Origin of the sequence: Acinetobacter sp. CIP A162 (genome assembly GCF_000367905.1) — a bacterium.
Classification (GTDB): Bacteria; Pseudomonadota; Gammaproteobacteria; order Pseudomonadales; family Moraxellaceae; genus Acinetobacter; species Acinetobacter lwoffii.
This window is the reverse complement of the sequence record NZ_KB849159.1, coordinates 1,100,441-1,125,255: the sequence shown is the minus strand read 5'-3', so window position 1 is coordinate 1,125,255 and position 24,815 is coordinate 1,100,441. Positions and strand designations below refer to the sequence as shown.

General features: G+C 45.0%; 22 protein-coding genes. 8 read left to right on the top strand and 14 right to left on the bottom strand.

From position 1 onward, the window contains the following. Positions 1-34 precede the first annotated feature (34 nt). The 3 genes from sstT to F995_RS11690 form a co-directional block, all read right to left on the bottom strand. Positions 35-1,231 carry a serine/threonine transporter SstT gene (gene sstT / locus F995_RS11700; RefSeq protein ID WP_004280414.1) on the bottom strand — a complete coding sequence of 399 codons (1,197 nt, stop codon included), beginning with the start codon at positions 1,229-1,231 and terminating at the stop codon, positions 35-37. Positions 1,232-1,559: 328 nt separating this feature from the next. Further along, positions 1,560-3,308 (bottom strand): SulP family inorganic anion transporter, encoded by a 1,749-nt coding sequence (locus tag F995_RS11695; protein WP_004647062.1) that lies wholly within the window; start codon positions 3,306-3,308, stop codon positions 1,560-1,562. A gap of 214 nt (positions 3,309-3,522) precedes the next feature. Further along, positions 3,523-3,840 (bottom strand): ArsR/SmtB family transcription factor, encoded by a 318-nt coding sequence (locus F995_RS11690; RefSeq protein ID WP_004647061.1) that lies wholly within the window; start codon positions 3,838-3,840, stop codon positions 3,523-3,525. A gap of 281 nt (positions 3,841-4,121) precedes the next feature. Between F995_RS11690 and cysK the strand changes: the two genes are divergently transcribed. The 4 genes from cysK to F995_RS11670 all read left to right on the top strand — a co-directional run bounded on the left by cysK (position 4,122) and on the right by F995_RS11670 (position 8,657). Then, complete coding sequence (cysK, locus tag F995_RS11685) at positions 4,122-5,120, top strand: cysteine synthase A (protein WP_004647060.1); 999 nt, start codon at positions 4,122-4,124, stop codon at positions 5,118-5,120. Between the two features lie 186 nt (positions 5,121-5,306). Then, positions 5,307-8,006, top strand: a complete 2,700-nt coding sequence (locus F995_RS11680; RefSeq protein WP_004647059.1) for a heavy metal translocating P-type ATPase — start codon at positions 5,307-5,309, stop codon at positions 8,004-8,006. Further along, a complete protein-coding gene (gene cueR, locus F995_RS11675; RefSeq protein WP_026055776.1) occupies positions 8,006-8,413 on the top strand; it encodes a Cu(I)-responsive transcriptional regulator in 408 nt (135 codons plus the stop codon). The genes F995_RS11680 and cueR overlap by 1 nt, the downstream gene beginning before the upstream one ends. A 49-nt stretch (positions 8,414-8,462) precedes the next feature. Continuing rightward, positions 8,463-8,657, top strand: a complete 195-nt coding sequence (locus tag F995_RS11670; RefSeq protein WP_004647056.1) for a heavy-metal-associated domain-containing protein — start codon at positions 8,463-8,465, stop codon at positions 8,655-8,657. Positions 8,658-8,750: 93 nt separating this feature from the next. Here F995_RS11670 and F995_RS11665 read toward each other — a convergent pair whose 3' ends face one another. Further along, positions 8,751-9,356 carry a TetR/AcrR family transcriptional regulator gene (locus tag F995_RS11665; RefSeq protein WP_004647055.1) on the bottom strand — a complete coding sequence of 202 codons (606 nt, stop codon included), beginning with the start codon at positions 9,354-9,356 and terminating at the stop codon, positions 8,751-8,753. Between the two features lie 499 nt (positions 9,357-9,855). Between F995_RS11665 and F995_RS11660 the strand changes: the two genes are divergently transcribed. Both F995_RS11660 and F995_RS11655 read left to right on the top strand, forming a co-directional pair. Continuing rightward, positions 9,856-11,637, top strand: coding sequence for an acyl-CoA dehydrogenase C-terminal domain-containing protein (locus tag F995_RS11660; protein ID WP_004647054.1), 1,782 nt, complete (start codon positions 9,856-9,858; stop codon positions 11,635-11,637). Positions 11,638-11,720: 83 nt separating this feature from the next. Continuing rightward, positions 11,721-12,890, top strand: coding sequence for a thiolase family protein (locus F995_RS11655; RefSeq protein ID WP_026055775.1), 1,170 nt, complete (start codon positions 11,721-11,723; stop codon positions 12,888-12,890). A 190-nt stretch (positions 12,891-13,080) separates the two neighbouring features. On the opposite strand, the gene F995_RS11650 is transcribed toward F995_RS11655, so the two are convergent. Then, on the bottom strand, positions 13,081-14,148 hold the full coding sequence (locus F995_RS11650; RefSeq protein ID WP_004647052.1) for a zinc-binding metallopeptidase family protein: 1,068 nt from the start codon (positions 14,146-14,148) through the stop codon (positions 13,081-13,083). Positions 14,149-14,554: 406 nt separating this feature from the next. Here F995_RS11650 and F995_RS11645 point away from each other — a divergent pair, with 406 nt between their 5' ends. Beyond that, entirely contained in the window at positions 14,555-14,998 is a 444-nt protein-coding gene (locus F995_RS11645) for a GNAT family N-acetyltransferase (RefSeq protein WP_004647050.1), read from the top strand. A 145-nt stretch (positions 14,999-15,143) separates the two neighbouring features. Next, positions 15,144-16,031, top strand: coding sequence for a DMT family transporter (locus tag F995_RS11640; protein WP_004647049.1), 888 nt, complete (start codon positions 15,144-15,146; stop codon positions 16,029-16,031). Positions 16,032-16,105: 74 nt separating this feature from the next. On the opposite strand, the gene pcaD is transcribed toward F995_RS11640, so the two are convergent. From pcaD to benA, 9 genes are all read right to left on the bottom strand, one after another. After that, the gene (gene pcaD / locus F995_RS11635) at positions 16,106-16,885 is read right to left on the bottom strand and encodes a 3-oxoadipate enol-lactonase (protein ID WP_004647048.1); all 780 of its coding nucleotides are present in this window, start codon (positions 16,883-16,885) and stop codon (positions 16,106-16,108) included. Positions 16,886-16,978: 93 nt separating this feature from the next. Next, complete coding sequence (gene pcaF / locus F995_RS11630) at positions 16,979-18,184, bottom strand: 3-oxoadipyl-CoA thiolase (RefSeq protein WP_004647047.1); 1,206 nt, start codon at positions 18,182-18,184, stop codon at positions 16,979-16,981. A gap of 133 nt (positions 18,185-18,317) precedes the next feature. Next, positions 18,318-18,974 carry a 3-oxoacid CoA-transferase subunit B gene (locus F995_RS11625; RefSeq protein WP_004647046.1) on the bottom strand — a complete coding sequence of 219 codons (657 nt, stop codon included), beginning with the start codon at positions 18,972-18,974 and terminating at the stop codon, positions 18,318-18,320. A gap of 19 nt (positions 18,975-18,993) precedes the next feature. Beyond that, positions 18,994-19,665: a 3-oxoacid CoA-transferase subunit A gene (locus F995_RS11620; protein ID WP_004647044.1), complete on the bottom strand. Its 672-nt coding sequence runs from the start codon at positions 19,663-19,665 to the stop codon at positions 18,994-18,996. Positions 19,666-19,702: 37 nt separating this feature from the next. Continuing rightward, complete coding sequence (gene benE, locus F995_RS11615; protein WP_004647043.1) at positions 19,703-20,923, bottom strand: benzoate/H(+) symporter BenE; 1,221 nt, start codon at positions 20,921-20,923, stop codon at positions 19,703-19,705. A gap of 58 nt (positions 20,924-20,981) precedes the next feature. Next, entirely contained in the window at positions 20,982-21,767 is a 786-nt protein-coding gene (benD, locus tag F995_RS11610) for a benzoate diol dehydrogenase BenD (protein ID WP_004647042.1), read from the bottom strand. A 17-nt stretch (positions 21,768-21,784) separates the two neighbouring features. Beyond that, a complete protein-coding gene (gene benC, locus F995_RS11605) occupies positions 21,785-22,801 on the bottom strand; it encodes a benzoate 1,2-dioxygenase electron transfer component BenC (RefSeq protein ID WP_004647041.1) in 1,017 nt (338 codons plus the stop codon). A 90-nt stretch (positions 22,802-22,891) separates the two neighbouring features. After that, complete coding sequence (benB, locus tag F995_RS11600; protein ID WP_004647040.1) at positions 22,892-23,383, bottom strand: benzoate 1,2-dioxygenase small subunit; 492 nt, start codon at positions 23,381-23,383, stop codon at positions 22,892-22,894. Then, on the bottom strand, positions 23,380-24,768 hold the full coding sequence (benA, locus tag F995_RS11595; RefSeq protein ID WP_004647039.1) for a benzoate 1,2-dioxygenase large subunit: 1,389 nt from the start codon (positions 24,766-24,768) through the stop codon (positions 23,380-23,382). The genes benB and benA overlap by 4 nt, the downstream gene beginning before the upstream one ends. Positions 24,769-24,815 lie beyond the last annotated feature (47 nt).

The following is a 24,815-nucleotide window of genomic DNA, read 5'->3' as shown; positions in this document are numbered from 1 at the left end:
CATTGGCTAAACATATTGATTAATCAATATAAAATCAATTTGATGCGCGGTCCACTGCTGTAGTAAATAAAACATCGGTCGATGAATTTAGCGCGGTTTCAGTAGAATCCTGCAATACGCTGATGACCATACCAATCGCAACGACTTGCATGGCAATATCCGAAGAAATCCCAAACAGGCCACATGCAACTGGAATCAGTAACAATGAACCGCCTGCAACCCCTGAAGCGCCACATGCCGAAACGGTTGCCACCACAGAAAGAATGAGCATAGTGCTGAAATCGACGCTAATCCCCAAAGTATTTACAGCCGCCAATGACAATACAGTAATGGTCACAGAAGCACCTGCCATGTTGATCGTAGCACCCAGAGGAATTGCGATACTTGAAGTCGATTCTTTAACACCCAGACGTTTTGCCAGATCCAGATTGACTGGAATGTTGGCTGCTGAACTACGGGTAAAGAAAGCGGTAATGCCACTTTCGCGCAAACAGGTGAACACCAGTGGATACGGGTTGTTACGCGTCATTAAGGCAACCAGAAGCGGATTAATCACCAGTGCCACAAAAACCATCGTTCCGAGCAACACAGCAAGTAAATGTGCATAACTGGTCAGTGTATCCAGACCAGATTCAGCAAAAGTCACTGCAACCAGACCAAAAATACCCAAAGGTGCAAAGCTGATCACTAAACGAATCACATAGTTCACTGCAAAGGCGGCATCATTCAAAAGTGTCTTGGTGCTATCCGATGCATGACGGAAAGCGATGCCTAATGCCACTGACCAGGCCAGAATACCAATAAAGTTTGCTTCAGCAATTGCAACAACCGGGTTGGCGACAAAGCTGAGCAGCAAATTCTTCAGGATTTCTACCAGACTACCCGGTGGCTGCAAGTCAGCTTGTGCAGCAATATCCAGGAACAGCGTACTTGGGAATAAGATACTTGAAACCACAGCGCTCAGTGCAGCAAGGAACATACCGACCGCATACATCAGCATAATCGGTTTGATGGCGGCGTTGGATTGGCCCACTTTAAAATTCGCGATAGAAGCTAAAACTAAAATGAAAACCAGAATCGGTGCAACAGACTTCAAGGCTTTAATAAACAGGTCGCCCAATAGGCTTAATGAGGGAGTAGCTTCGGGAAATACCACAGCCACACCCACACCTAAAATAATGGCGATGATGATTCGAGAGACTAGGCTCATGCGCATAAGGGCAGAAAACATAAGGTTGCCTTGTGAAAATTACGAGGGCTAAATTTGGGAAAAAGTTGCGCTATTTTATACTTAATTTAAACAAGGCTTAAAATATATTTTCATATAAAAACCAAGATATTGATATTATTAATTTATTCTAAAATTAATTGGTTTAAAACAGCGCTTATATTGAAGAAAAACTTCTTAAAATGATGAATAAATCAGCGCTTTTAAAATTGTATTCATGAAATAAATATCAAAGTTAAATAGATAAATTCAAATTATATTTGAAAATTCAGAAAAGACTGCACTTATGACCGGTCGGAATCTCCGGCCATAAGTTCAAATATCTGCTGTTCTAAATCGTATAATCTTTATGCTGCTCAAAGATCTCTGGCGCCAGATCCTGAATTGCCTGAAAATGCGTCAGATAAATACGCCCGCTCAAATGCGTCATCAATTTAGAAGCTTGCAGCTTGTCCATAACCGGACCTTTGACTTCGGCAAAATGCAGGCGAATATCCAGTTTGGCCAGTTCCGCATTTAAATCTTCCAGCATTTCCAAGGCACTCAGATCAATCGCACTGATGCTGGAACAGTTGATAATCACATGTTGTAGCTGGTCATTCAGGCTGATCTCATTGATTAGATAACCTTTAAAGCTATTGGCATTCAGAAACGTCAGATTCTCATCAATCCGCAGTGACAGCACCCGATCGGAGGTACTGACCTGATGCCGCTGAATATTGCGAAAATGCTGGGTGCCTTCCACCAGACCGACAACCGCAATATGCGGCCGGCTGATTCGCCATAGCATCAGCACAAAGGTCGACACGATTCCAATAATCAAACCGGTGGAAATATCAATCAGGACCACGCCGAGAAAGGTAATCCACATGGCAAGGCCATCTGCCTTGGAATAACGCCAGGCATCAAAAAATGGCTGGAAATTAACCAGCTTCCAGATGGAAACAATAATCGTCGCGGCCAGAATGGTCAGCGGCAGATCTTCAAAAAATCCGGTAAAGAACAGGCTCACAAAAATAATCAGAATCGAGGATAAAACACCGGCCATAGGTGATTTGGCACCGGCATCGGCATTCACCACCGTCCGCGACAGGCTGCCCGTTACCGGAAAAGCTGAACTCACGCCTGCACTGATATTGGCCAGACCGAGCGCAATCAGTTCCTGATTACTGTTTAAATGACTGCGTTGCTGTAAGGCCGTGGCTTGAGCAATCGATAGTGACTCCACAAAGCTGATCATGGCGATCATGCTGGCACCCGGTAACAAGGTCATCACCAGTTCCCAGTTCCAGTGTGGAAAGGACAAGGGCGGGAAACCAGACGGAATTGCACCGACCGTTTTAATGCCCTGAAGCTTTAAATCCAGAAATACAATTGCTGCAATGCCGAGACACACCAGAATCAGGGGCACCGCACGGACTAAAAAATCTGTAGAGCCGATCCGGCTTTGTACAGCCTGAGATTTTAATAACTTGGGCAGATAGATCAGTAGACCGATAGAGAGCAGGCCGAAAATCAGGCTCGGCACGTGCAGTAGCGGGAAATATTGCAGCAGACTGCTGGCGAACTCCGGAATGTTATTGGCTTTTAAGGGAAGATCGACCAAAAACTTTAACTGTCCAAAAGCAATCAATAAGGCAGAGGCAATAATAAAGCTTTGGATCACCGGATGACTAATCAACTGGATCATAAAACCAAAACGAAATAATCCCAAAAGCAGGGAAATAATCCCGACCATCAGTGCCAATAAGGTCGCAGCTTCGATATAGACCGGTGAGCCGACTTCAAAAAGTGGATTGAGCGTAGCAAAAGTCATCATGGAAATGATGGCCACGGGGCCAATCGATAAAGTCGAACTCCCACCGAGCAGGGCATAAATGATCATCGGCAGGATGCTCGCATATAAACCCATGATCGGCGGCAATCCTGCCAGCATGGCATAGGCCATCCCTTGAGGCACCAGCATTGCCACCACAATCAGGGCAGCCAACACATCGGATTTAAATTTGACCGGCGTGTAGGGGCTTAACCATGCCCAGGCAGGCAGTTTATGCAGAAGTTTAGACTTGGAATTTGGCATAAAAAGGTCTAAATCACAAATATAGATATATTATGCACAAATTCTGCTAAGAAGTCTTAGCTGATCTAGCTTCTTGATGATTCATGTTTAAAATGAATCATCTGGGTCAGTCACGTATCATTCGAAAACTTATGATCGTGATCTTAATGATTTAAAACGACATCAATAAGAGTTTAAAGAAATTCATCTTGATCACTGAAAAAAGAAAGATTCTTTATTTAGCTGGATTGCCGCAATACAATCGATAAAGAGTGTTTAAGACTACAATCAAATTTTGATCTTTAATTGAATAATAAATCTGTTTGCCGTCGCGTCGGGTGTCTACTACATCGCTTTTACGCAGCATCATGAGCTGCTGAGAAAGAGTCGGCTGTTTAATCTCAGTTATTTCCTCAATTTCTGAAACATTCAGTTCCGCTTGAGACAGATGACATAAAATGAGAAGACGGTCGGTATTGGCCAGAGATTTTAAAATGCCGACGACCTGTTCTGCTGAATCGCGCATAGTCGTGATTTCAAAATCGGTTTTCATTCAATATGTCCATTATAAAGTTACAGCCCGCTAATTATACGGGTCTTAGCCCGTAATACCTTGCTAAAAACAGTTAAGTTTTATGGTTTTTAATGAATTGAATTATCAATTAAAATTATATTTTAAATATTGATAGATAAGATAAATTTATTGCATAGTGTAGAAAGTATTTTAGTTCACATTCGTGCAATGAAGTGCAAGTTTCATCAAACATCTACAAAGCAAAAAAATGCTTGTATGATGTTTAAGCGACTTGAACCAATAACATTAGGGATATCATCATGAGTACAGATTCAGCTTTTCCAACACCGAATAATTTAGGTATAGCGGTTTATAGTAATAATGCAGACGCGATTGGAAATACACCGCTTGTTCGTATTAATCGTGTGATTTCCGATCCTGCCACTGTACTTGCGAAAATTGAAAGCCGTAATCCGGCATTTTCAGTCAAGTGTCGTATAGGTGCAGCGTTGATTAATGATGCTGAAAAATCTGGAAAACTCAAACCCGGTATGCACATCGTTGAACCCACCAGTGGCAATACCGGCATTGCATTGGCCTTTGTGGCAGCCGCTAAAGGTTATGAACTGACGCTCACCATGCCTTCAAGCATGAGTATTGAACGCCGTAAAGTAGTCAAAGCTTTAGGAGCCAATCTGGTCTTGACCGATCCGGCCAAAGGCATGAAAGGGGCGATTGAAGCAGCCGAGAGTCTGTTGAATGAGAACCCGGAGAAGTATTTCCTGCCACAACAGTTTGAAAACCCAGCCAATCCTAAAATTCATGAAGAAACCACCGGCCCAGAAATCTGGGAAGCTACGGCGGGTAACGTCGATATTCTGGTCGCAGGTGTCGGAACAGGCGGAACCATTACCGGTATTTCGCGTTACTTTGAGAAAGTTAAAAATAAGCCTCTATATTCGGTGGCGGTGGAACCTGCTGAGTCTGCGATTATTGGTCAGGCCAAACGTGGTGAAGACATTACACCTGGACCACACAAAATTCAGGGGATTGGTGCCAACTTCATTCCAGGCAATCTGGACCTAGAACTCGTTGATGAAGTGATTGCCATTAATAGCGCAGATGCAGTCGAGTGGGCACGTAAAACGGCAGCTCAGGAAGGTATCCTAGTCGGTATTTCAAGTGGCGCGGCTATGGCAGCAGCAGCCCAATTGGCGGCTCGCCCTGAAAATGCCAGTAAAAATATTGTGGTGATTTTGCCAGACGGTGGTGAACGTTACCTGTCTTCGATCTTGTTTGAAGATATTTCTGCCGAATAACATTGATGCATTTTATATTTTAAATACTGCCATACAAGCCCGAAGTCATCTTCGGGCTTTTTTATTGGGTAATTTTAAATCGCAGCAGGACGCTGCATTATTTTTAAAATAGTCAGATGAAGCACTTGACCTTACCATGATGGGAATGTTTAAGCTATAACATCAACAGTGAGTTGAGGCATGGAGATGGGTATGGCAGAACAAGATAGCAACCGCTTATATGAGCAGCAGGTGCAGATTGGCGGTATGACCTGTGCCTCCTGTGTCGCTCGCGTGGAAAAAGCCTTGAAAAAAATTGAAGGCGTGGTCGAGGCGTCTGTCAATCTATCGACTGAAAAAGCTTTTATTAAAAGCCAGCAGCCGATTGCTGCCGCTGCGCTGGTTCAAGCAATTGAAAAATCCGGTTTCGATGTACCGACGCAACAGTTTGATTTGAACATTGAAGGCATGACCTGTGCATCCTGTGTGGCTCGCGTAGAAAAAGCCCTAAAAAAAGTGGAGGGCGTGCTGGATGCACAAGTGAATCTGGCCACTGAAAAGGCGCATGTGAGTGCGATCAATTCTGTGCCATTGTCCAAGCTGACTCAAGCCGTGCAAAAAGCCGGTTTTGATATTCAGAGCGATCGCATTGAACTGGCTATTGAAGGCATGACTTGCGCTTCATGTGTGGCACGTGTGGAAAAAGCTTTATTGAAAGTAGAAGGTGTCAGCGAAGCACAGGTCAATCTGGCCACCGAAACGGCCTGGGTGAAAGCCTCGCATGCCCAGATTCCGGCCTTGATTGCTGCTGTGGAGAAAGCCGGTTATCAGGCTACAGTAAAATCCGGTACGGATATGTCGGCAGATAGTCATGGTGCTTTTCAGGAAAAGAAAGCCAATGAAACGGCACAACTGAAACGAGATTTATGGCTTGCAGTCATTCTGACAGCGCCTGTATTTATTCTGGAAATGGGCTCGCATCTGATTCCGGCATTTCATCATTTTATTGCCCATACGCTGGGAACCCAGAACAGCTGGTATCTGCAGTTTGTACTGACCACTTTGGTGCTGATTATTCCGGGACGGCGTTTTTATCAGCATGGGATTCCGGCACTATTGCGTCTGGCACCGGATATGAACTCGCTGGTGGCCGTTGGAACCATTGCCGCATATGGCTTTTCCTGTATTGCGACCTTTTTTCCGGAGCTGTTACCGCAGTCCACTGTGCATGTGTACTTTGAAGCGGCCGCCGTTATTGTCGCGCTGATTTTACTGGGGCGTTATCTGGAAGCCAAAGCCAAAGGTAAAACCTCGGAAGCGATTCAGTATCTGGTGGGCTTGCAACCGAAAACGGCACGGGTAGAACAGAATGATCACTGGGTTGATCTGGCAATTTCCGATGTGCAACAAGGAATGTTGATTGAAATCCGTCCGGGTGAAAAAGTCGCTGTCGATGGTGAAGTCGTTGCCGGACAAAGTTATATTGATGAAGCGATGATTAGCGGTGAGCCTTTACCCGTGGCCAAACAGGCCGGTGATCAGGTGGTCGGCGGTACGGTAAACCAGAACGGAACCTTGCAAATCAAGGCGACTAAGGTCGGCCAAGATTCGGTACTGGCGCAGATTATTCAGATGGTAGAACAGGCACAAGGCTCAAAACTGCCAATTCAGGCGGTGGTCGATAAAGTGACTTTATGGTTTGTGCCGGCTGTTATGGCACTGGCGGCCCTGACCTTTATGGTCTGGTTCCTGTTTGGGCCTGAGCCGAATCTGACCTACGCCTTGGTAAATGCAGTCGCCGTACTGATTATTGCCTGTCCATGTGCGATGGGACTGGCGACTCCTACCTCAATTATGGTCGGAACTGGCCGTGCAGCAGAACTGGGCGTGCTATTCCGTAAGGGCGAAGCATTGCAGTTATTGCAGCAAACCAAAGTCGTCGCGCTGGATAAAACTGGAACCTTGACTGAAGGAAAACCGCTTCTGACCGACTTTGAAGTTACAGCAGATTTTAATCAGCAAGAGGTATTACAGCTAGTCGCTTCAGTGGAGGCTAAATCTGAACATCCGATTGCCCACGCTATTGTTCAGGCTGCCCGTGAGCAAGAACTGCAACTGAGTGAAGTGACGGATTTTGATTCGATTACCGGTGCTGGGGTCAAAGCACAGGTGTCCGGTCAGCAGCTGCATATTGGTGCGGAGCGTCTGATGCAGGACTTGGGCTTAAATGTCGATCTGTTTAGAGCCACTGCACAAAAGCTCGGTGATCAGGGCAGCAGTCCTTTATATGTAGCGATTAATCAAAAGCTGGCTGCGATTATTGCTGTCGCTGACCCGATTAAACCGACTACTTATAGCGCGATTCAGGCCTTGCATGAACAAGGCCTCAAAGTAGCGATGATTACGGGTGATAATCAGCATACTGCGCAGGCGATTGCCAAACAGCTGAAAATCGATCAGGTGATTGCGGAAGTCTTGCCGCATGAAAAAGTCGATGCCGTACGACAACTCCAGCAGCAATACGGCGTGCTCACTTTTGTCGGGGATGGAATCAATGATGCGCCGGCACTGGCACAGGCCGATGTCGGTATGGCGATTGGTACCGGCACTGATGTCGCGATTGAAGCAGCCGATGTGGTGTTGATGTCAGGCAATTTACAGCATGTGGCGACAGGCATCGGCTTGAGTCAGGCGACCATGCGCAATATCAAACAGAACCTGTTTTGGGCCTTTGTCTATAATATTGCCTTAATTCCGATTGCCGCAGGTGTACTGTATCCGTTTTGGGGCATTCTGTTATCACCAATGTTTGCCGCAGGCGCGATGGCACTATCCTCTGTGTTTGTGGTTAGTAATGCCTTGAGATTAAAAGCTTATCAACCGGTGCAGTTTAAGGAGTTAGTATGATGAATATTGGTCAGGCCGCAAAACGGTCCGGCATCTCTGCAAAAATGATCCGATATTATGAAGAAATCGGCTTGTTGCCGGCTCCGAAACGCAGTGATACAGGTTATCGGATTTATAGTGATGCGGACATTAAAACATTAAGTTTTATTCAGCATGCACGTGAACTTGGATTTTCTTCAGAGCAGATGAAAGAGTTACTCGGCCTGTGGCTGAACAGCTCACGCCAGAGTAGTGAGGTCAAACAGCTGGCACAAAAACATATCCAGTTTTTACAACAGAAAATTGCCGATATGCAGCATATGCTATTAATTTTACAGCAATCGGTTGAGCAGTGTGCCGGCAATGAACAGTCTGATTGCCAGATTTTAAAACAGATTGAACAGGGTGTCGGAACTGAACAGCACTGACATGCGCTGTATTCACATCAATTTTTAAACCGATCCTATGGAGCTAAACATGAAATTCCGTATTGAAAATATGACTTGTGGTGGCTGCGCGCGCAGTGTCACGGCTACGATTAAAGATCTGGATGAAAATGCCACTGTGAATATTGATGTGGCGACTAAGCTAGTTGAAGTTGAATCGACAGTCAATGAGTCTGAGATTGTGGCAGCTTTAACCGAAGATGGTTTCCCGCCTGTGGCAGCCTGATCATTGTCGAGTTAGATTGCGAAAGTGATCTTATGCACTCATACAGCCAAATAAAAAATGCCTGATTGAATCAGGCATTTTTTATTCTAGTGATCATACCGATGAGATTTTATCTGGCGTCATCAGCGCCTGATTAATATACAGCTTAATCAAACGTTCGCGTGATCCAATCGCTTTTTGGTAATTGGTCGAATTTAATAACAGCGAAGCGCCATAGGTGACTGTCCAGATATAAGACAAATAATCGCGAATCGACATGGCACTTTCTAAAGCCACCAGATAATCATGGGTGATGTCTTTAATCCGGATAATCCGTTCTTCACGAATCCGATAAAGCTCCTGAAATAACTCTTTCAGATTTTTTTCGTTATTGGTTAAACGCTCTTCAATGACATGCAACAGGATGGTTCGGTTTGAATTGAGCATGTGATAGAGCATATATTGTGAAACATAACTTTTAATATCGTTATTATGCTTTTTTGATATTTCTAGAATTCTTTTTTCATTCAGAATAATCAGTTCTAAATATAACTGGTTCTTGCTTTTAAAATGTTTGTAGATGGTTCCTTTTGCGATGTCCAGTTCACTGGCCAGCTCACTCAGGGTAATGTCCTGATTATTATCCAGTAGCAGGCTTTCCGCCATGCTGAGGATCTTCTCTTTACGAAGAAGGAAGTTCTGCTGTCTTACAGTCGTCATCTTCTTGGTCCATACTTTTCGAAAAAGAACCTTTCAAGAATATGCAATTTTGCACGCGATGGCTATAAAACTAAGGTCGTGATATTTATCTCATTTTGTATATTTATGCAGCAACTGCTGACAAATAAAAATAGCGATGCTGAGCAGCCAGAAATATTGTCAAGAAAACTGAACCCTAGAGATCAACTTTGCTAAATAAAATTCCATTTTCAGTATAATTATTTTATTGTTTCAGCGCACGAAGCTAAATCCTTTGACTGTTTTAAACACATATTCATCAGGGTTTAGTACGGAAAGTAGATCAATATTAAGCTGGTATATTCAGTTACTCATACTGAACATGAAGACGTGATTTTCAATGCAACTTTATGAATCTAGATATAGATTTAATACTGCAAGAATTGGATATCACAATTTTAAAATGGCTTGTTTGTATTCTAATGAAAATTAGAAAATATTTAGCAACAGGATTGAGTATCACCCTTTAAGGAATTTAAAAATGCCGATTTATAATGCGCCGCTAAAAGACATGGAATTTATTTTAAATGATGTATTCCAAGCGGAACAATTTTGGCAACGTAATGAAAATCTTGCACATTTAGATATGGCGACGGCAAATGCAATTCTGGAAGAGATGGCCAAATTTTCCAAGAATGTTATTCTTGACCTGAATCGTCCTGCTGATGAAGAAGGTGGTGCTCAGTTTAAAAACGGTGAGGTGACTACGCCGGCTGGTTTCAAGGAAGCCTTTAAACAGTTTGCCGAAGGTGGCTGGGTAGGCTTGGGTGCTCCTGAAGAATGGGGCGGACAAAACATGCCGAAGATGCTCACGGTTCTGGCGGATGAAATGATCTGGAGCACCAATCCATCTTTTATGCTTTATCCACTACTCACTGTGGGTGCAGGTATGGCCATCAATGACCGCGCCTCACAGGAACAGAAAGAAACTTATTTACCAAAATTCTATACGGGTGAATGGTCGGGCACCATGTGTCTGACTGAACCACATTCCGGCACAGATCTTGGCATTATCAAGACCAAAGCTGAACCGAATGAAGATGGTTCATATAATATTACCGGTACCAAAATTTTTATTACCAGCGGCGAGCATGATCTGAGTGAAAATATCATTCATCTGGTGCTGGCAAAAACTCCGAATGCACCAGCAGGTTCACGTGGTATTTCATTATTTATTGTGCCGAAATTCCTGGTCAATGCAGATGGATCACTGGGTGAGCGTAATGCAGTATCTGCCGGTTCAATCGAACATAAAATGGGAATTAAAGGCTCGGCGACCTGCGTCATGAACTTTGACGGCGCCAAGGGCTATATGGTTGGCAATGAAAATGAAGGTCTGGCCGGCATGTTCGTGATGATGAACTACGAACGTTTGTCTATGGGAATTCAGGGCATTGGTGCAGCAGAATTTGCCTACCAGAATGCGGCACAATATGCGACGGACCGTTTACAGGGCCGTGCATCAACTGGTGCAAAATCTCCAGAAAAACCAGCCGATTCGATTCTGGTGCATGGCGATGTACGCCGTATGCTGCTCAATGTACGAGCCAACAATGAAGCTTCGCGTGCGTTTGCAGTGTATGTGGGTCAACAACTGGATATTACCAAATACTCAACCAACCCTGAAGCCGTGCGTAAAGCGACTGACCGTGTGGCCTTGTTGACGCCAATCGCCAAAGCTTACTTAACCGACAAGGCACTGGATTCTGCACTGGAAGCACAAATGTGCTTCGGTGGTCATGGCTATATCCGTGAATGGGGCATGGAACAGTGTATTCGTGACCTGCGTATTTCACAGATTTATGAAGGCACCAATGGCGTGCAGGCGATTGACCTGATTGGGCGTAAAACCACCAAATGCAATGGTTCTTATATCGCGGAATATATTGCTGAAATCCGTGAATTTGCACAAAGTCTAGATGATTCATTGACGATTAAAACGGTGACATTAGAGACCTGTCAGCAACTCGAAGACATCACCAGATTCATCGTCGAGCAGTCTAGACTGAATCCTGATTTCGCTAACGCGATTGCTGTCGATTATCTGCATGCGGTTGGGCTGCTCAGCTTTGTCTATATGTATGCGCGAATTAGCAAAGCCGCTGCAGCCAAAGACGACAGCTACTTCCAGAATAAACTGGTACTGGGCAATTACTATGTGGCCAAAGTACTTCCGGATTTGAGTGCACGAATCCATCGTATTCAGGCCGGTGCGGAACTGGTCATGCAGTTGCCTGAAGACTATTTTACCGCACAGGCTTAACCCGCAATGATTGCGAAGGACCAGCCCTACAGCGCTTTGGCTATGTAGGATTGATAACAATGATGAAAAAGGATGAAACTAAAATGATCGTAATTGTAGATGCAGTACGTACCGCGATGGGCGGTTTTCAAGGTTCATTGTCAAGCTGTACCGCGCCGGATTTGGGTGCTGTGGCAATTAAAGAAGTGGTGGCACGTGCAGGATTGGCGGCCAATGATATTGATGAAGTGATCATAGGCTGCGTACTGCCAGCCGGTTTAAAACAGGGTCCGGCACGTCAGGCCATGCGTCAGGCAGGTCTACCGGATTCAACTGGTGCGACCACCATCAATAAAATTTGTGGTTCAGGCATGAAAGCCGTGATGCAGGCAGCAGATGCGATCAAGGCTGGTTCAGCAGAGATTGTGGTTGCAGGCGGGATGGAGTCGATGTCAAACGCACCCTATTTAATGGAAAAGGCACGTGCCGGTTTCCGCATGGGACATGGCAAAGTCATTGATCACATGTTCCAGGAAGGTCTGGAAGATGCTGAAACAGGTCTGTCGATGGGAATTTTGGCTCAGGAAATGGCAGATAAAAAAGGCTATACCCGTGAGCAGCAGGATGACTATGCGATTGGTTCATTAAACAAAGCCGTGACTGCCGTTCAGCAAGGTTTCTTTAAAGATGAAATCGTACCGGTCACTGTAAGTAGCCGTAAAGGTGATGTGGTAGTAGAGCAGGATGAGCAACCTTTAAATGCCAAGGCTGACAAAATTCCAACTTTGCGTCCAGCGTTCAAAAAAGACGGCACCATTACTGCGGCAAATGCCAGTTCAATTTCAGATGGTGCTTCAGCACTGGTGATCACCTCGAGCGAAATTGCTGCACAGCGCAACTTAAAACCGTTAGCTAATATTGTGGCCTATGCCAACCATTCGCAGCATCCGTCAGAATTTACTATTGCACCTGTTGGTGCGATTGAAAAAATCCTGAAAAAAACGGGTTGGGATGCTCAGGATGTCGATCTTTGGGAAATCAATGAAGCTTTTGCCATGGTGACCATGTTGGCCATTGATGGCTTTAAACTTGATCCAGCGAAAGTGAACATTAATGGCGGTGCTTGTGCACTTGGTCATCCACTGGGTTCTTCTGGTTCCCGTATCATTGTGACCCTGATTCATGCTTTAAAACGTACTGGCGGCAAGAAAGGCATTGCATCTTTATGTATCGGTGGTGGGGAAGCGACTGCGATTGCTGTGGAACTGGTTTAAGCCCATCCTAAATCGTATATTTAGGTAGCAAACTCAATACTGATTCATTCAAAAGTTGCTGCTCTTGGTTCGCCAGGAGCAGGGATTCTTTAAATCATATTAATTTTTAAAATACACAATAAAATCCATATTTTCAGACTTTGCTGATCCGATTCCATCTATATTTTTACTATAAAAATTACTTTTTAAATTATTTAAAAACTTTTTCTAGCACATGCCGGTGAATAAATCGTAACTTGTCTTTTACTGCTTCGCTCAGCTTGAACGGGTAGGCATCTTCCAGGCCCATACAACGGTTTAAGGCATTCAGATTAAAGGTCAAGGTGACCCAATTTTCTAGAATGTGTTCAAAATCCTGTCCACCAATCGGGCATTCTTTAAAATCCATACTGGCCAGATAGCTGCCATTTCCTTCGACACGCATACCACCATAGTAGGCAGTTTCCAGTGTTTCCATCATATGCAGATAATGTGCCCAGGTTTCTGCCCAGTCTTCCCAGGGATGGGCGGTGGCATAAGCACTGATATACTTTTCCTGCCAGTTGATTGGTGCGCCTTCGTTATAATGGCGTTCAAGTGCCTTGCCATAATCCTGCCGCTCATCGCCAAAATACTGACGGAATTCATCTAGCAATTCCGGATGCATATGTTGCATGAGCGCAAAATAATAATGGCCACTTTCATGACGAAAATGACCCAATAAAGTCCGGTAGTTTTCACCCATATTTACACGTGTAGTTTCACGATAAACAACATCAGCTTCAATTGCATTTAGGGTAATGACACCATTAGCATGACCAATTAAAACAGGCTTATCTTCTTGAGGCAGGAGAAAATCAAATCGCAGACCAAATGGATCATCTTCAGACTTTTTAGGGCGTGGCATCATGTTCATGCGCTGGGCCAAATACAGGAAACGGCGTTTGGCTTCTTCCAGTCGAAACCAGTAAATCAGGTTCTCGGAATTTTCCAGATCAGGAATGACATGGGTAAGCTGACAGGATTCACAAAATTCCTCGTCTTCATCGCTGGGGATCATCCAGTTGCATACCTGATAATTTACATAATTGTGACAGGGTTTATAACTGGCATGTTGGTAGTTCTTGGCGATTGGAACCCATCGCTCAGCACTCTGTTTTTCGAATGCGCATAGCTCTTTTTCCGAAGCGATATAACCGATCGGTGACAGACAGTGATCACAAACTGATTTGTAAAAAAACAGCTGTTGCTTGCAGACGGCACATTCAAAATGTTTCATTAAACTCCCTGTAGGGAAGCGAACGACCTAAAATGTTTATCGATGATGAACACGAAAAAAGGTTCAGAATGCCTACCTAATCTTCTTCCTGATAAAGAAACATCATAAAAATTTCATTGAAAATTCTATATGGATGAATTGTAAATATAGGCTGCTTGATATTAAATGAAACATCAATTGAATCTTTGTTTTAATAAAAAAGTATAGTTAAACAAGCTTTTAAATAAATAGATTTTTAAATAGAGTGAGTTGCCATCTTAAAAACACGGACAAGGCGTATTGAAGGATATTACCAAATATTTCGACCGGTTTTTAAATTTGGGGGAAGTCCATTCAAGAACAGCTAACTTTTAAGAATAAAAAATTTTTAATGTGAGCAAGCTAATAAAGAGGAATTAAAAAAAACATGAAAATTAGAAAAGCCAATCTTCAGGATACTCGTGCCATTGTCGATGTGATTGCACCCTTTGTCGATGCCGTGATCAGTTCGGAAGAAGGTCGCCAGCGCTTTCAGCCTGAGATGATCCAGACCATTTTCGAGCGTCCGGACATTCATTATTTTGTGGCAGAAATCGATCATCAGGTGATAGGCGTCGTGGCTTATATGGAACCTGCACACTTCATGCATTTTTTTCTTAATCAGGCCTATCAGGGGCAGGGTTATGGCCGGCAAATGTGGCGCTTTTTAGAAAGCGAGATCCGCCGTCAAGGCCATTCAAGTATTACGGTAAAATCCAGTCTTTATGCCTTAGATATTTATAAGCGCTTTGGTTTTGTGGAAACCGGAAAATATACGGAAGAACATGGAATCTGTTTTATCCCGATGCAAAAGGATTATCCGGATTTTTAAGAGAAAAATAAAATTGTTTTTTCCGCTGGAATCTTTCCAAATTAAGGCAAACTTTCTGCTATCGGCCTGCATCCTATTTTTAATTAGTCAGTCCTTTTGTTAAGGCATAGAATTAATTCACTTTTGTAGTAATAGCGATCAGTAGATGGCATTCAGCTGGATTTTTTTTACTTTAATGGCTGCATTTATGCAGGCTTGGCGTAATGCCTTTCAAAAACAGCTTAGCACCACGGTTGATGTGTGGGGAGTCACCCTGGCACGCTTTATTTTTGGATTGCCATTTGCTGCGCTGTACCTGAGCAGCCTGTATTATTTCAAGCCAGTTGAAAGTGTGGTGCATTTCACCCCGAAATACTGGTTCTACATCCTGATTGCCGGCATCAGCCAGATTCTGGCAACTGCCCTGATGGTGCAGCTGTTTAAACAGAAAAATTATGCAATTGGCGTAGGGCTAGCAAAAAGTGAAGCCATTCTGGCGGCTATTATCGGGGTAATTTTCCTGTCTGATCATTTGTCTGTGCTGGCCTGGCTGGGTGTGCTGATGGGGGGCTATGCAGTTTTCCTGCTAAGTAAAGGTAGTCAGCTGACAGGCTTGTCTACCAAGACTTTAGCGATTGGGATTGGCAGTGGTTTAAGTTTCGCCATTACTTCGTTACTGGTGCGTGAAGCAAGTCTGGAATTACCGATGCTACCCACCATACACCGTGCTTCATGGGTGCTAGTCTCAGTGATCGGTTTTCAGTGTATCAGTATGCTGATCTATCTCAGCCTATTCAGCCGCCAGACTTTAGTGGCCATGTGGCAGCGTCTGGGCTTAACTTTTAAAGTGAGTGTGTGCAGTTTTATGGCATCACTAGGCTGGTTTACTGCCATGAGCATGATGAGTGTGCCGGTCGTGAAAACCTTAGGACAAATTGAGATTCTGTTTAGTATGCTGATTTCGGCATATTTCTTTAAAGAAAAACTGGCACGTACCGAGCATTGGGGTCTGGGCTTAGTAGTGATTGCAGCGATTTTAGTGATCTGGGCCTGATGTAGAACCAGTTTTTTAAATCTAAGCATAAAAAAGCCACTGATCAACAGTGGCTTTTTCTTTGCCTCTAGTATTTAAGCTGCAATAAATTTCTGAACTGCCTGATTAAAGGCTTCTGGTTGCTCCACATTGGAAATGTGCGAGGCATTGATTTCAAACAGCTGGCTTTGTGAAATTTCAGCTTGCATGGCTTGACCATCTGCAACTGTCGTCACCGGGTCTTGCTGACCGGCCACAATCAGTACCGGCACTGAAATCGTTTTGATCTGTTCACGTAAATCCGCCTTAGCCAAAGCTTCGCAACAACTTGCATAACCTTCCGGGCTGCCAGCTCCCAGGTCGTTTGAAAGTTCTGCAACTATCGCTGCGTTGCTCTGGATAAAGGGATCGGTAAACCAGCGTGATGCTGCAGTTGATGCAATCGGTGCCAGACCTTGTTCACGCACCAACGCGGCACGTTCCAGCCAGGCTTGTTCCTGACCAATCTTGGCAGCAGTATTGCAAATAATCACGTGGCTAAAACGTTCAGGCTTGTTAATCGCTAACCATTGACCGGTTAAACCGCCCATCGAGATACCACAGAAAGCGGCTTTCTGGATGTTCAGGTGATCCAGCAGATTCACTACATCCTGTCCTAGCTGGTCCAGGCTATACGGACCTTGTGGTGCAGAGGAAGCGCCATGACCACGAGTGTCATAGCAAATGACAAAATAGTCTTGCTGGAAAAATTCAATTTGTGGTTGCCACATGCTGAATTTAGTACCCAATGAATTAGAAAAAACCAGGGCAGGTTTGCTGGCATCACCAAAGGTCTGGTAATTGATCTGGGCATCGTTGGATGTAAATGTTGGCATTGAAATCCCTCCCGACCTCCCTTTCTTGCATTTGATTCAAAGCATTACTTTAAATCTACATTCAGGGAGGAGGTTTATCTTTTTAATTGGTTGTTAGACGCGTTCAATAATCAAAGCGATACCTTGACCGACACCAATACACATAGAGCATAGTGCATATTTGCTACCAGTCTGTTCTAGCTGGTTGAGTGCAGTTGTCACCAGACGTGCACCAGATGCACCGAGTGGATGACCCAAGGCAATCGCACCGCCGTTCGGATTGACTTTTTCCGAACCATCTTCAATGCCTAGGTCACGGGTACATGCCAGTGCTTGGGCAGCAAAAGCTTCATTCAGCTCAATGACATCCATTTGCTCCAGCGTTAAGCCGGTTTGAGCAAGCAGCTTTTTGATGGCAGGCGCAGGACCAAAGCCCATGATGCGCGGTTCAACACCGACCACGGTTGAGCCAATGATTTTGGCACGCGGTTTTAAGCCGTATTGTGCAATGGCGTCATCCGATGCAATCAATAATGCTGCTGCACCATCGTTAATCCCTGAAGCATTACCCGCCGTGACGGTACCGTCTGCTTTCACCACAGGCTTCAGTTTTGCCAGAGCTTCTGCAGTGGTAGATGCACGTGGATGTTCATCAGTATCGACAACGATCGGCTCGCCTTTACGCTGCGGAATCACCACAGGAATAATTTCATTTTTATAGAAACCTTTGGCCTGCGCTGCTGCAGTACGTTGCTGGCTGGTCAGGGCAAACTTGTCCTGGTCTTCACGGTTGATGTTGAACTGTTCCGCCAGATTTTCAGCCGTTTGCGGCATGGTTTCTACGCCGTACATTTCTTTCAGTTTCGGATTGATAAAACGCCAGCCCATGGTGGTGTCTTCAATCTTCTGGCTACGGCCATACGCCGTTTCTGACTTGCCCATGACAAATGGCGCGCGCGACATGCTTTCTACACCACCGGCAATAATCAGATGAGCTTCACCGGCTTTAATTGCACGTGCTGCCATCGCCACGGCATCCATTGATGAACCACATAGGCGATTTACGGTCGTCGCTGGTACCTGATAAGGCAAACCTGCAAGCAGAGAAGACATACGACCGACGTTACGATTGTCTTCACCGGCCTGATTGGCACAGCCATAGATCACGTCATCGACCTGTTCCCAGTTCACACTTGGATTGCGTTCCATCAACGCTTTAATTGGCAGCGCACCTAAGTCATCAGCACGGACAGGCGCGAGGCCACCGGCATAACGACCGAATGGGGTACGGATGGCATCGATAATATATGCGTTTTTCATTGTGTATTTGCTCACATATTTAAAAGAAGAAAACTCCTCCCTTTTTAAAGGGAGGTTGGGAGGGATTTAATGAAGTAGTTTTATTCCTCAAATCCTCCCTAAATCCCTCCTTTAATAAAGGAGGGACTTCCCCTTAATTTGATTGAGTCGCATCAATCAGTTTGGCACCGGTCATTGACTGCAATTCTTCAAATGACAGACCTTCAACTTTCTCAATCACTTTCATACCTTCAGGTGTCACATCAATCACACACAGGTCGGTGTAAATACGATCCACACATTTCAGGCCAGTCGCAGGATAAGACAGTTCAGCCACAATTTTTGGCTCGCCTTTTTTGGTCACGTGATCGGTCGTAATAAAGACTTTCTTCGCGCCAACAGCCAGATCCATGGCACCGCCCACCGCTGGAATTGCATCTGGTGCGCCAGTATGCCAGTTGGCCAGATCGCCATTTTCAGCAACCTGGAAAGCACCCAATACTGCGATATCTAAGTGACCGCCACGCATCATGGCAAATGAATCACCATGATGGAAGAATGAACCGCCTTCAAGTAGGGTGACGAATTCTTTACCGGCATTGATCAGCTCAGGATCGCGGTCTTCTTCAGCAGGAGGAGGACCGAAAGCCAACAGGCCATTTTCAGAATGCAGGAATATGTCTTTATCGCTTGGCAGGTAGCTTGAAATCTTGGTCGGTAAACCAATACCGAGGTTTACATAGGCACCATCAGGAATGTCTTGTGCCACACGTTCAGCGATCTGGTCACGGGTCAGTTTGCTATAGCTCATTATTTATCTCCGATGCCAATTATTGTGCAGGTTTAACTTGAACAACGTGTTGAACAAAAATTCCCGGGGTGATGATGTGTTCCGGATCCAGTGCACCCAGTTCAACCACTTCAGAAACTTGAGCAATCGTCACATCAGCCGCCATCGCCATGATCGGGCCAAAGTTACGCGCAGATTTACGGTAGACCAGATTGCCCCAACGATCGCCTTTAGAAGCTTTAATTAAAGCAAAGTCAGCTTTAATCGGATTTTCCAGGACAAAATCTTTGCCTTCATAGTTCAAGGTTGGTTTGCCTTCAGCCAGCAAGGTACCAAAACCGGTTGGGGTATAGATTGGACCTAAGCCCATACCTGCTGCCTGAATACGGCAAGCCAGATTACCTTGCGGCACCAGTTCCAGTTCAATTTTTCCAGCACGGTAAAGCTCGTCAAATACCCAGGAATCTGACTGACGTGGGAAAGAACAAATAATCTTGCGAACAGCACCAGCTTTAAGCAGTTTCGCCAGACCATAATCGCCATTACCGGCATTGTTGTTGACAATAATCAGGTCTTTAATACCCAATTCGATCAGACCATCAATCAGTTCAGCAGGCTGACCCGCTGTACCGAAACCACCGATCATGATGGTAGAACCGTCCTTGATCTGGGAGAGTGCTTCTTTCAATGATAATGAACTTTTATCTATCATAATCTGGTCCTTACATATCCTAAACTGATGGATGTCTTTAAACTCGTTTTGAATCTGATGCTGTAACCGGAACTGCGTTACGGTTTTTCTGTGACAGCAGAAAATGTGCTACCAGGCCAATGCAAACTCCCCAAAAGACTGAACTCAGTCCCAAGAAATGCATGCCGGAAGCAGTCGCTAAAAAGGTGATAAGCGCTGCATCACGTTGTGACTCTTTGCCCATGGCCACGGAAATGTTGGTGGCAATCGCACCGAGCAATGCCAGTCCTGCCAAAGCCGCAATTAATTCTTTGGGCATTAGGCTAAACAGCATGACAATGCTGCCGGCAAATAAGCCGCCTAAAATATAAAAAAGCCCATTCGCCACGCCGGCGATATAACGCTTTTCTTTCAGCTCGTGCGCGTCTTTGCCTAAACACAAAGCAGCTGTGATTGAGGCCAAGACAATCGTGATACCCCCCACACAGGCCACTGCAAGCGAGGCAATACTGGTTGCACTGATAATCGGCTTGGCTGGCATGTCATAACCACTGAGTTTGATAATCGCCATTCCCGGTAAAAACTGGCCCGATAGGCTGACCAGAATGAGCGGGAGGGCCAGATTCAGGGTTGAACTCCAGGTCCATTCCGGTGCAATAAATTGCGGAATCGCCAGACTGAAATCTGCCGTGACCGGGTTAATCTTGCCCAGCAGCATGCTTAAAACCACACCGGCAATCAGCACCCAGACCATGGCATAGCGTGGACTAAAACGCTTGGCCAGCAAAAATACCGCCAGCATGCCAAAGACGATATAGGGCATGGTATCGGTCGCGGTGAACAGCCCTAAACCAAACTGCAGTAAAATCCCTGCCATCATCCCGGCAGCCACTTCCTGAGGAATCCAGGACAGTAACTTGTCGAAATAACCGGTGATCCCAATGAAAAAAATCACCACAGCAGAGGTGATATAGGCAGCAACCGCTTCATTGAGTGAAATATCGGGAAACAGCGTGACTAATAAAGCCGTTCCGGGCGCAGACCAGGCGGTGACGACAGGTATTTTGTATTTAATTGATAAAAAGATACCTGCGAGCGCAGCACCAATAGAAATTCCCCAAATCCATGAAATCATCATGTCCGGGGAAACTTGGGCCTGCTGAGCCGCCTGGAAAAAAATGATCAGTGGCCCCGAATAGGAGATCAGGACTGCTAAAAATCCTGCAACAGTGGCTGAAATGGACCAATCATTTTTTAATGTCTGAAACAGGGTGTTCATTGGTGATGTGCCTCCTTGCGTCGAACCATGAGCCTGTTAAAAATCGTGATGATCAGGATTAGCCCTGATCACCACCACCGACCGGTACTACTGTACCTGTCATATAAGATGATTCATCCGAAGCCAAGAATACAATTGCATTCACTTGCTCCTGAATCGTACCGTAGCGTCCCATGAAAGTACGGTCAATGGTCTGATCAACCACTTGCTGCATCCATTGTTTTTCAGACTCAGTCAGTGGATTGGCATTGCGCGGTACTTTACGTGGCGGTGCTTCTGTACCACCCGTCGCGATTGCATTGACACGGATGCCGTCTTTGGCATGTTCAAATGCAAGGGAAGCGGTCAGGCCGTTCACACCACCTTTGGATGCTGAATATGGCACACGGTTAATGCCGCGTGTCGCAATAGAAGATACGTTTACAATGGTACCTTTCTGATTTTTAATCATTTCCGGAAGAACTGCGCGGCAGCACCACAGTGTCGGGAACAATGAACGGTTCACTTCCTTGATAATTTCCTCTTCAGAAAACTCCTCGAAAGGTTTCATCCAGATCGCGCCACCGACGTTGTTGATTAGCGCATCGACACGGCCATAAGTCTCAAGGGCTTTTTCAACGACTGATTGAGCACCAGCAAACGTTTCCAGATTGGCTTTGACGGTAATCGCATCACCGCCAGTCGCTTCAATTTCAGCCAGAACTTCTTCCACATAAGGGGAAAGGTCAGCCATGACGACTTGAGCGCCTTCGTTCGCCACTTGCAGCGCGACACCGCGACCAATGCCTTGAGCGGCACCGGTCACGATTACGACTTTATTTTCAAATCTTTGACGATTAGACATTGAACAAATTCCCTCTATTAGTTGGCAGAGAATTTTTCAAACAGGAAGCTTGCAGGTTTTACGCCTTCAGCATCTAGCCAGCCGCGAACTGCTTCTACCATTGGTACAGGGCCACACAGGTAGACCTCTACATCACCACCATTTAGCCATTCGTTTTCGATATGACCGGTTACATAACCTTTACGCTCATGGGCAGATTCAGGGTTAGCAACCACTGTACGGTATTCGAACCACGGGAATTTTTCTTGCAGTTCGTTCAGTTTTTCAATCGCTACCAAGTCGAAATCATTGGTCACACCAAATACTAAACGCACTGGATGTTCTGAATTTTTTTCTTCCAGCACTTGCAGCATCGACATGAATGGTGCAATACCTGTACCACCAGCCAGCATCAATACTGGACGGGTCACAGGGCGCAGGTAGAAGCTACCAAATGGACCGGTGAAAGTCATTTTGTCACCAGCTTTGGCATTGACACTCAAGAACTCACTCATTTTACCGTTCGGTACGTTACGTACCACAAAGCCGGTTAAACGGTCACTCGGTTTTGAGCTGAATGAATATGAACGGGTTTCGGTCGTGCCCGGAATTCCTACATTGACATATTGACCAGCAAGGAAGTGAATGTCCGGTTGACCTTCATCTAACTGGATGTCAAAAGTAATAGTCGAGTCAGACAGGTTTTCGACACGAGCCAAAGTACCCTGGAATTCATGAATTTCAGTTTTGCAGACTTCTGAAGATGCCTGAATCTGGAACACTGCATCTGAAGTTGGTTTACACTGACAAGCCAGAATAAAGCCTTCAGCGGCTTCTTCAGGTGTTAAAGCATCTTCAATATAAGTTTCTTCAGGCATGTCATAAGAACCTGATTCACAAAACGCACGACACGTTCCACAAGCACCATCACGGCAGTCCAAAGGAATATTGATCTTTTGACGGTAGGCTGCATCTGACAGTGTTTCACCATCTGAAACAGAAATAAAACGTGTAACGCCATCTTCAAATTGAAGTGCAACATTGTGGTTTGACATGGCTGAATATCCTATATAAATCTTTGTAACTGAGCCTTTCAGCCAATTTTCCATCTGACCGAAAGGCATAACCTGGCTGTTTAAACAGTCTTAGAGGTGATAAATGTCGATAACCTGGTTGATGTAATCGTTTTTCAGTACCACGTATTTGCTTAAAATTTGTGGTTTATCGCCTGAGAAATCAATTTCATAACGAGACATACCGAAGTAGCTGTAACTTGTTTTGTAACGGAAGCTCAAAGTATTCCAGTTAAAACGTACAGTCACTTTGTCGCCATCACGTTCAACAATTTCAATATTGCTGATGTTATGGCAGGTACGTGTGTCCGGCATAGTTGCAGATGAACGTTCAGTCTTGATCCGGAACACGCGGTCTTCTAAACCTTGACGGTCTGGATAGTAAATCAACGAGATTTCAGACTGTGGATCTGTGGTCAGTTTGTCATCATCATCCCAAGCTGGCATCCAGAAAGATGCAGTAGGGGCATAACAAGTTAACCAGTCATCCCATTGTTCATCATCTAAAAAGCGAGCTTCTTGATACAGGAACTGAGCAATATTTTCTAAAGTGATGTCGCTCATGCGTTTTCTCCTTCAGTTGATGCTGCAATTTCTTTCTCAGTCGCAATACCTTTTTTGATCAATTCTAACCAGTACTGGTGCTGAGACAGGTATAGGCCTTCGTCTTCAGTTTTAATACCAGACAGTTTTGGTTTTAAACCGATTTCATTGGCAGCATCATCCGGACCTTGAATCCAGTGTTTAGAACCACGGCACATGTCGTTCCATTCCAGCGCGATACCGGCATAACCTGCCTGACAAGCACGGAACTCTTCAAGATCGTCTGGTGTCGCCATACCTGAAGCGTTAAAGAAATCTTCATACTGACGGATACGACGGGTACGCGCTTCAGGCTCTTCACCCACAGGCGCGATACAGTAAATCGTCACTTCAGTCTTATCGACAGAAATCGGGCGTAGGACACGGATTTGTGAACCGAACTGATCCATGAAGTAAACGTTTGGATAGATACACAGGTTACGTGAACGTTCGATCATCCACTTCGCCATAGCTTCGCCATATTGCGCAGTGTATTCATCTTTCTTGGCAAAGTTAGGACGGTCTTCCGGGTTAGCCCATTGAGTCCAAAGCAGCATGTGACCGTGTTCAAAGCCGTAAGAACCACCGCCTTGTTTGCCCCATGCACCTGCGCTCATGGCACGGATGTTGTCGCCAGCTTCTTTTTCTTTACGTTGCTGAGTCGTTGCAGCATAATTCCAGTGTACAGCAGACACGTGATAACCATCAGCACCGTTTTCAGCAGTCAACTTCCAGTTACCTTCATAGGTATAAGTCGAAGAACCACGTAAAACTTCCAGACCTTGCTCAGACTGATCCACGATCATGTCAATGATTTTAGTCGCTTCACCCAGGTATTCTTCCAGAGAAGGAACATCCGGATTCAAGCTACCGAACAGGAAACCTTTATAGTTTTCAAAACGGGCAACCTTTTTCAGGTCATGTGAACCGTCTTTGTTAAAGCAGTCTGAATAACCCGCTTCAGCCGGATCTTTGACTTTTAATAACTTACCTGAGTTATTAAACGTCCAGCCATGGAATGGGCAAGTATAAGTCGCTTTATTGCCTTTCTTGTTGCGGCACAATTGTGCACCGCGATGCGAACAGGCATTGATCATGGCATTCAGTTCACCTTGACGGTTACGTGCAATGATGATCGGCTGACGACCCATATAGGTAGTATAGAAGTCGTTATTGTTTGGAATCTGGCTTTCATGTGCTAGATAAACCCAGTTGCCTTCAAAGATGTATTTCATCTCAAGGTCAAACAGGGCCTGGTCTGTAAATACTGAACGGTGTAGTTTAAATTCACCAGATTCATAATCATCAACCAGTAATTCGTCAATGCGGTCTAAATGGCTGGTGTTAATTACGGGAATACGAGGCATGTCCTTTCTCCGACTTTCCAAGGGGGAAGTCAGCGGGATATATCTCA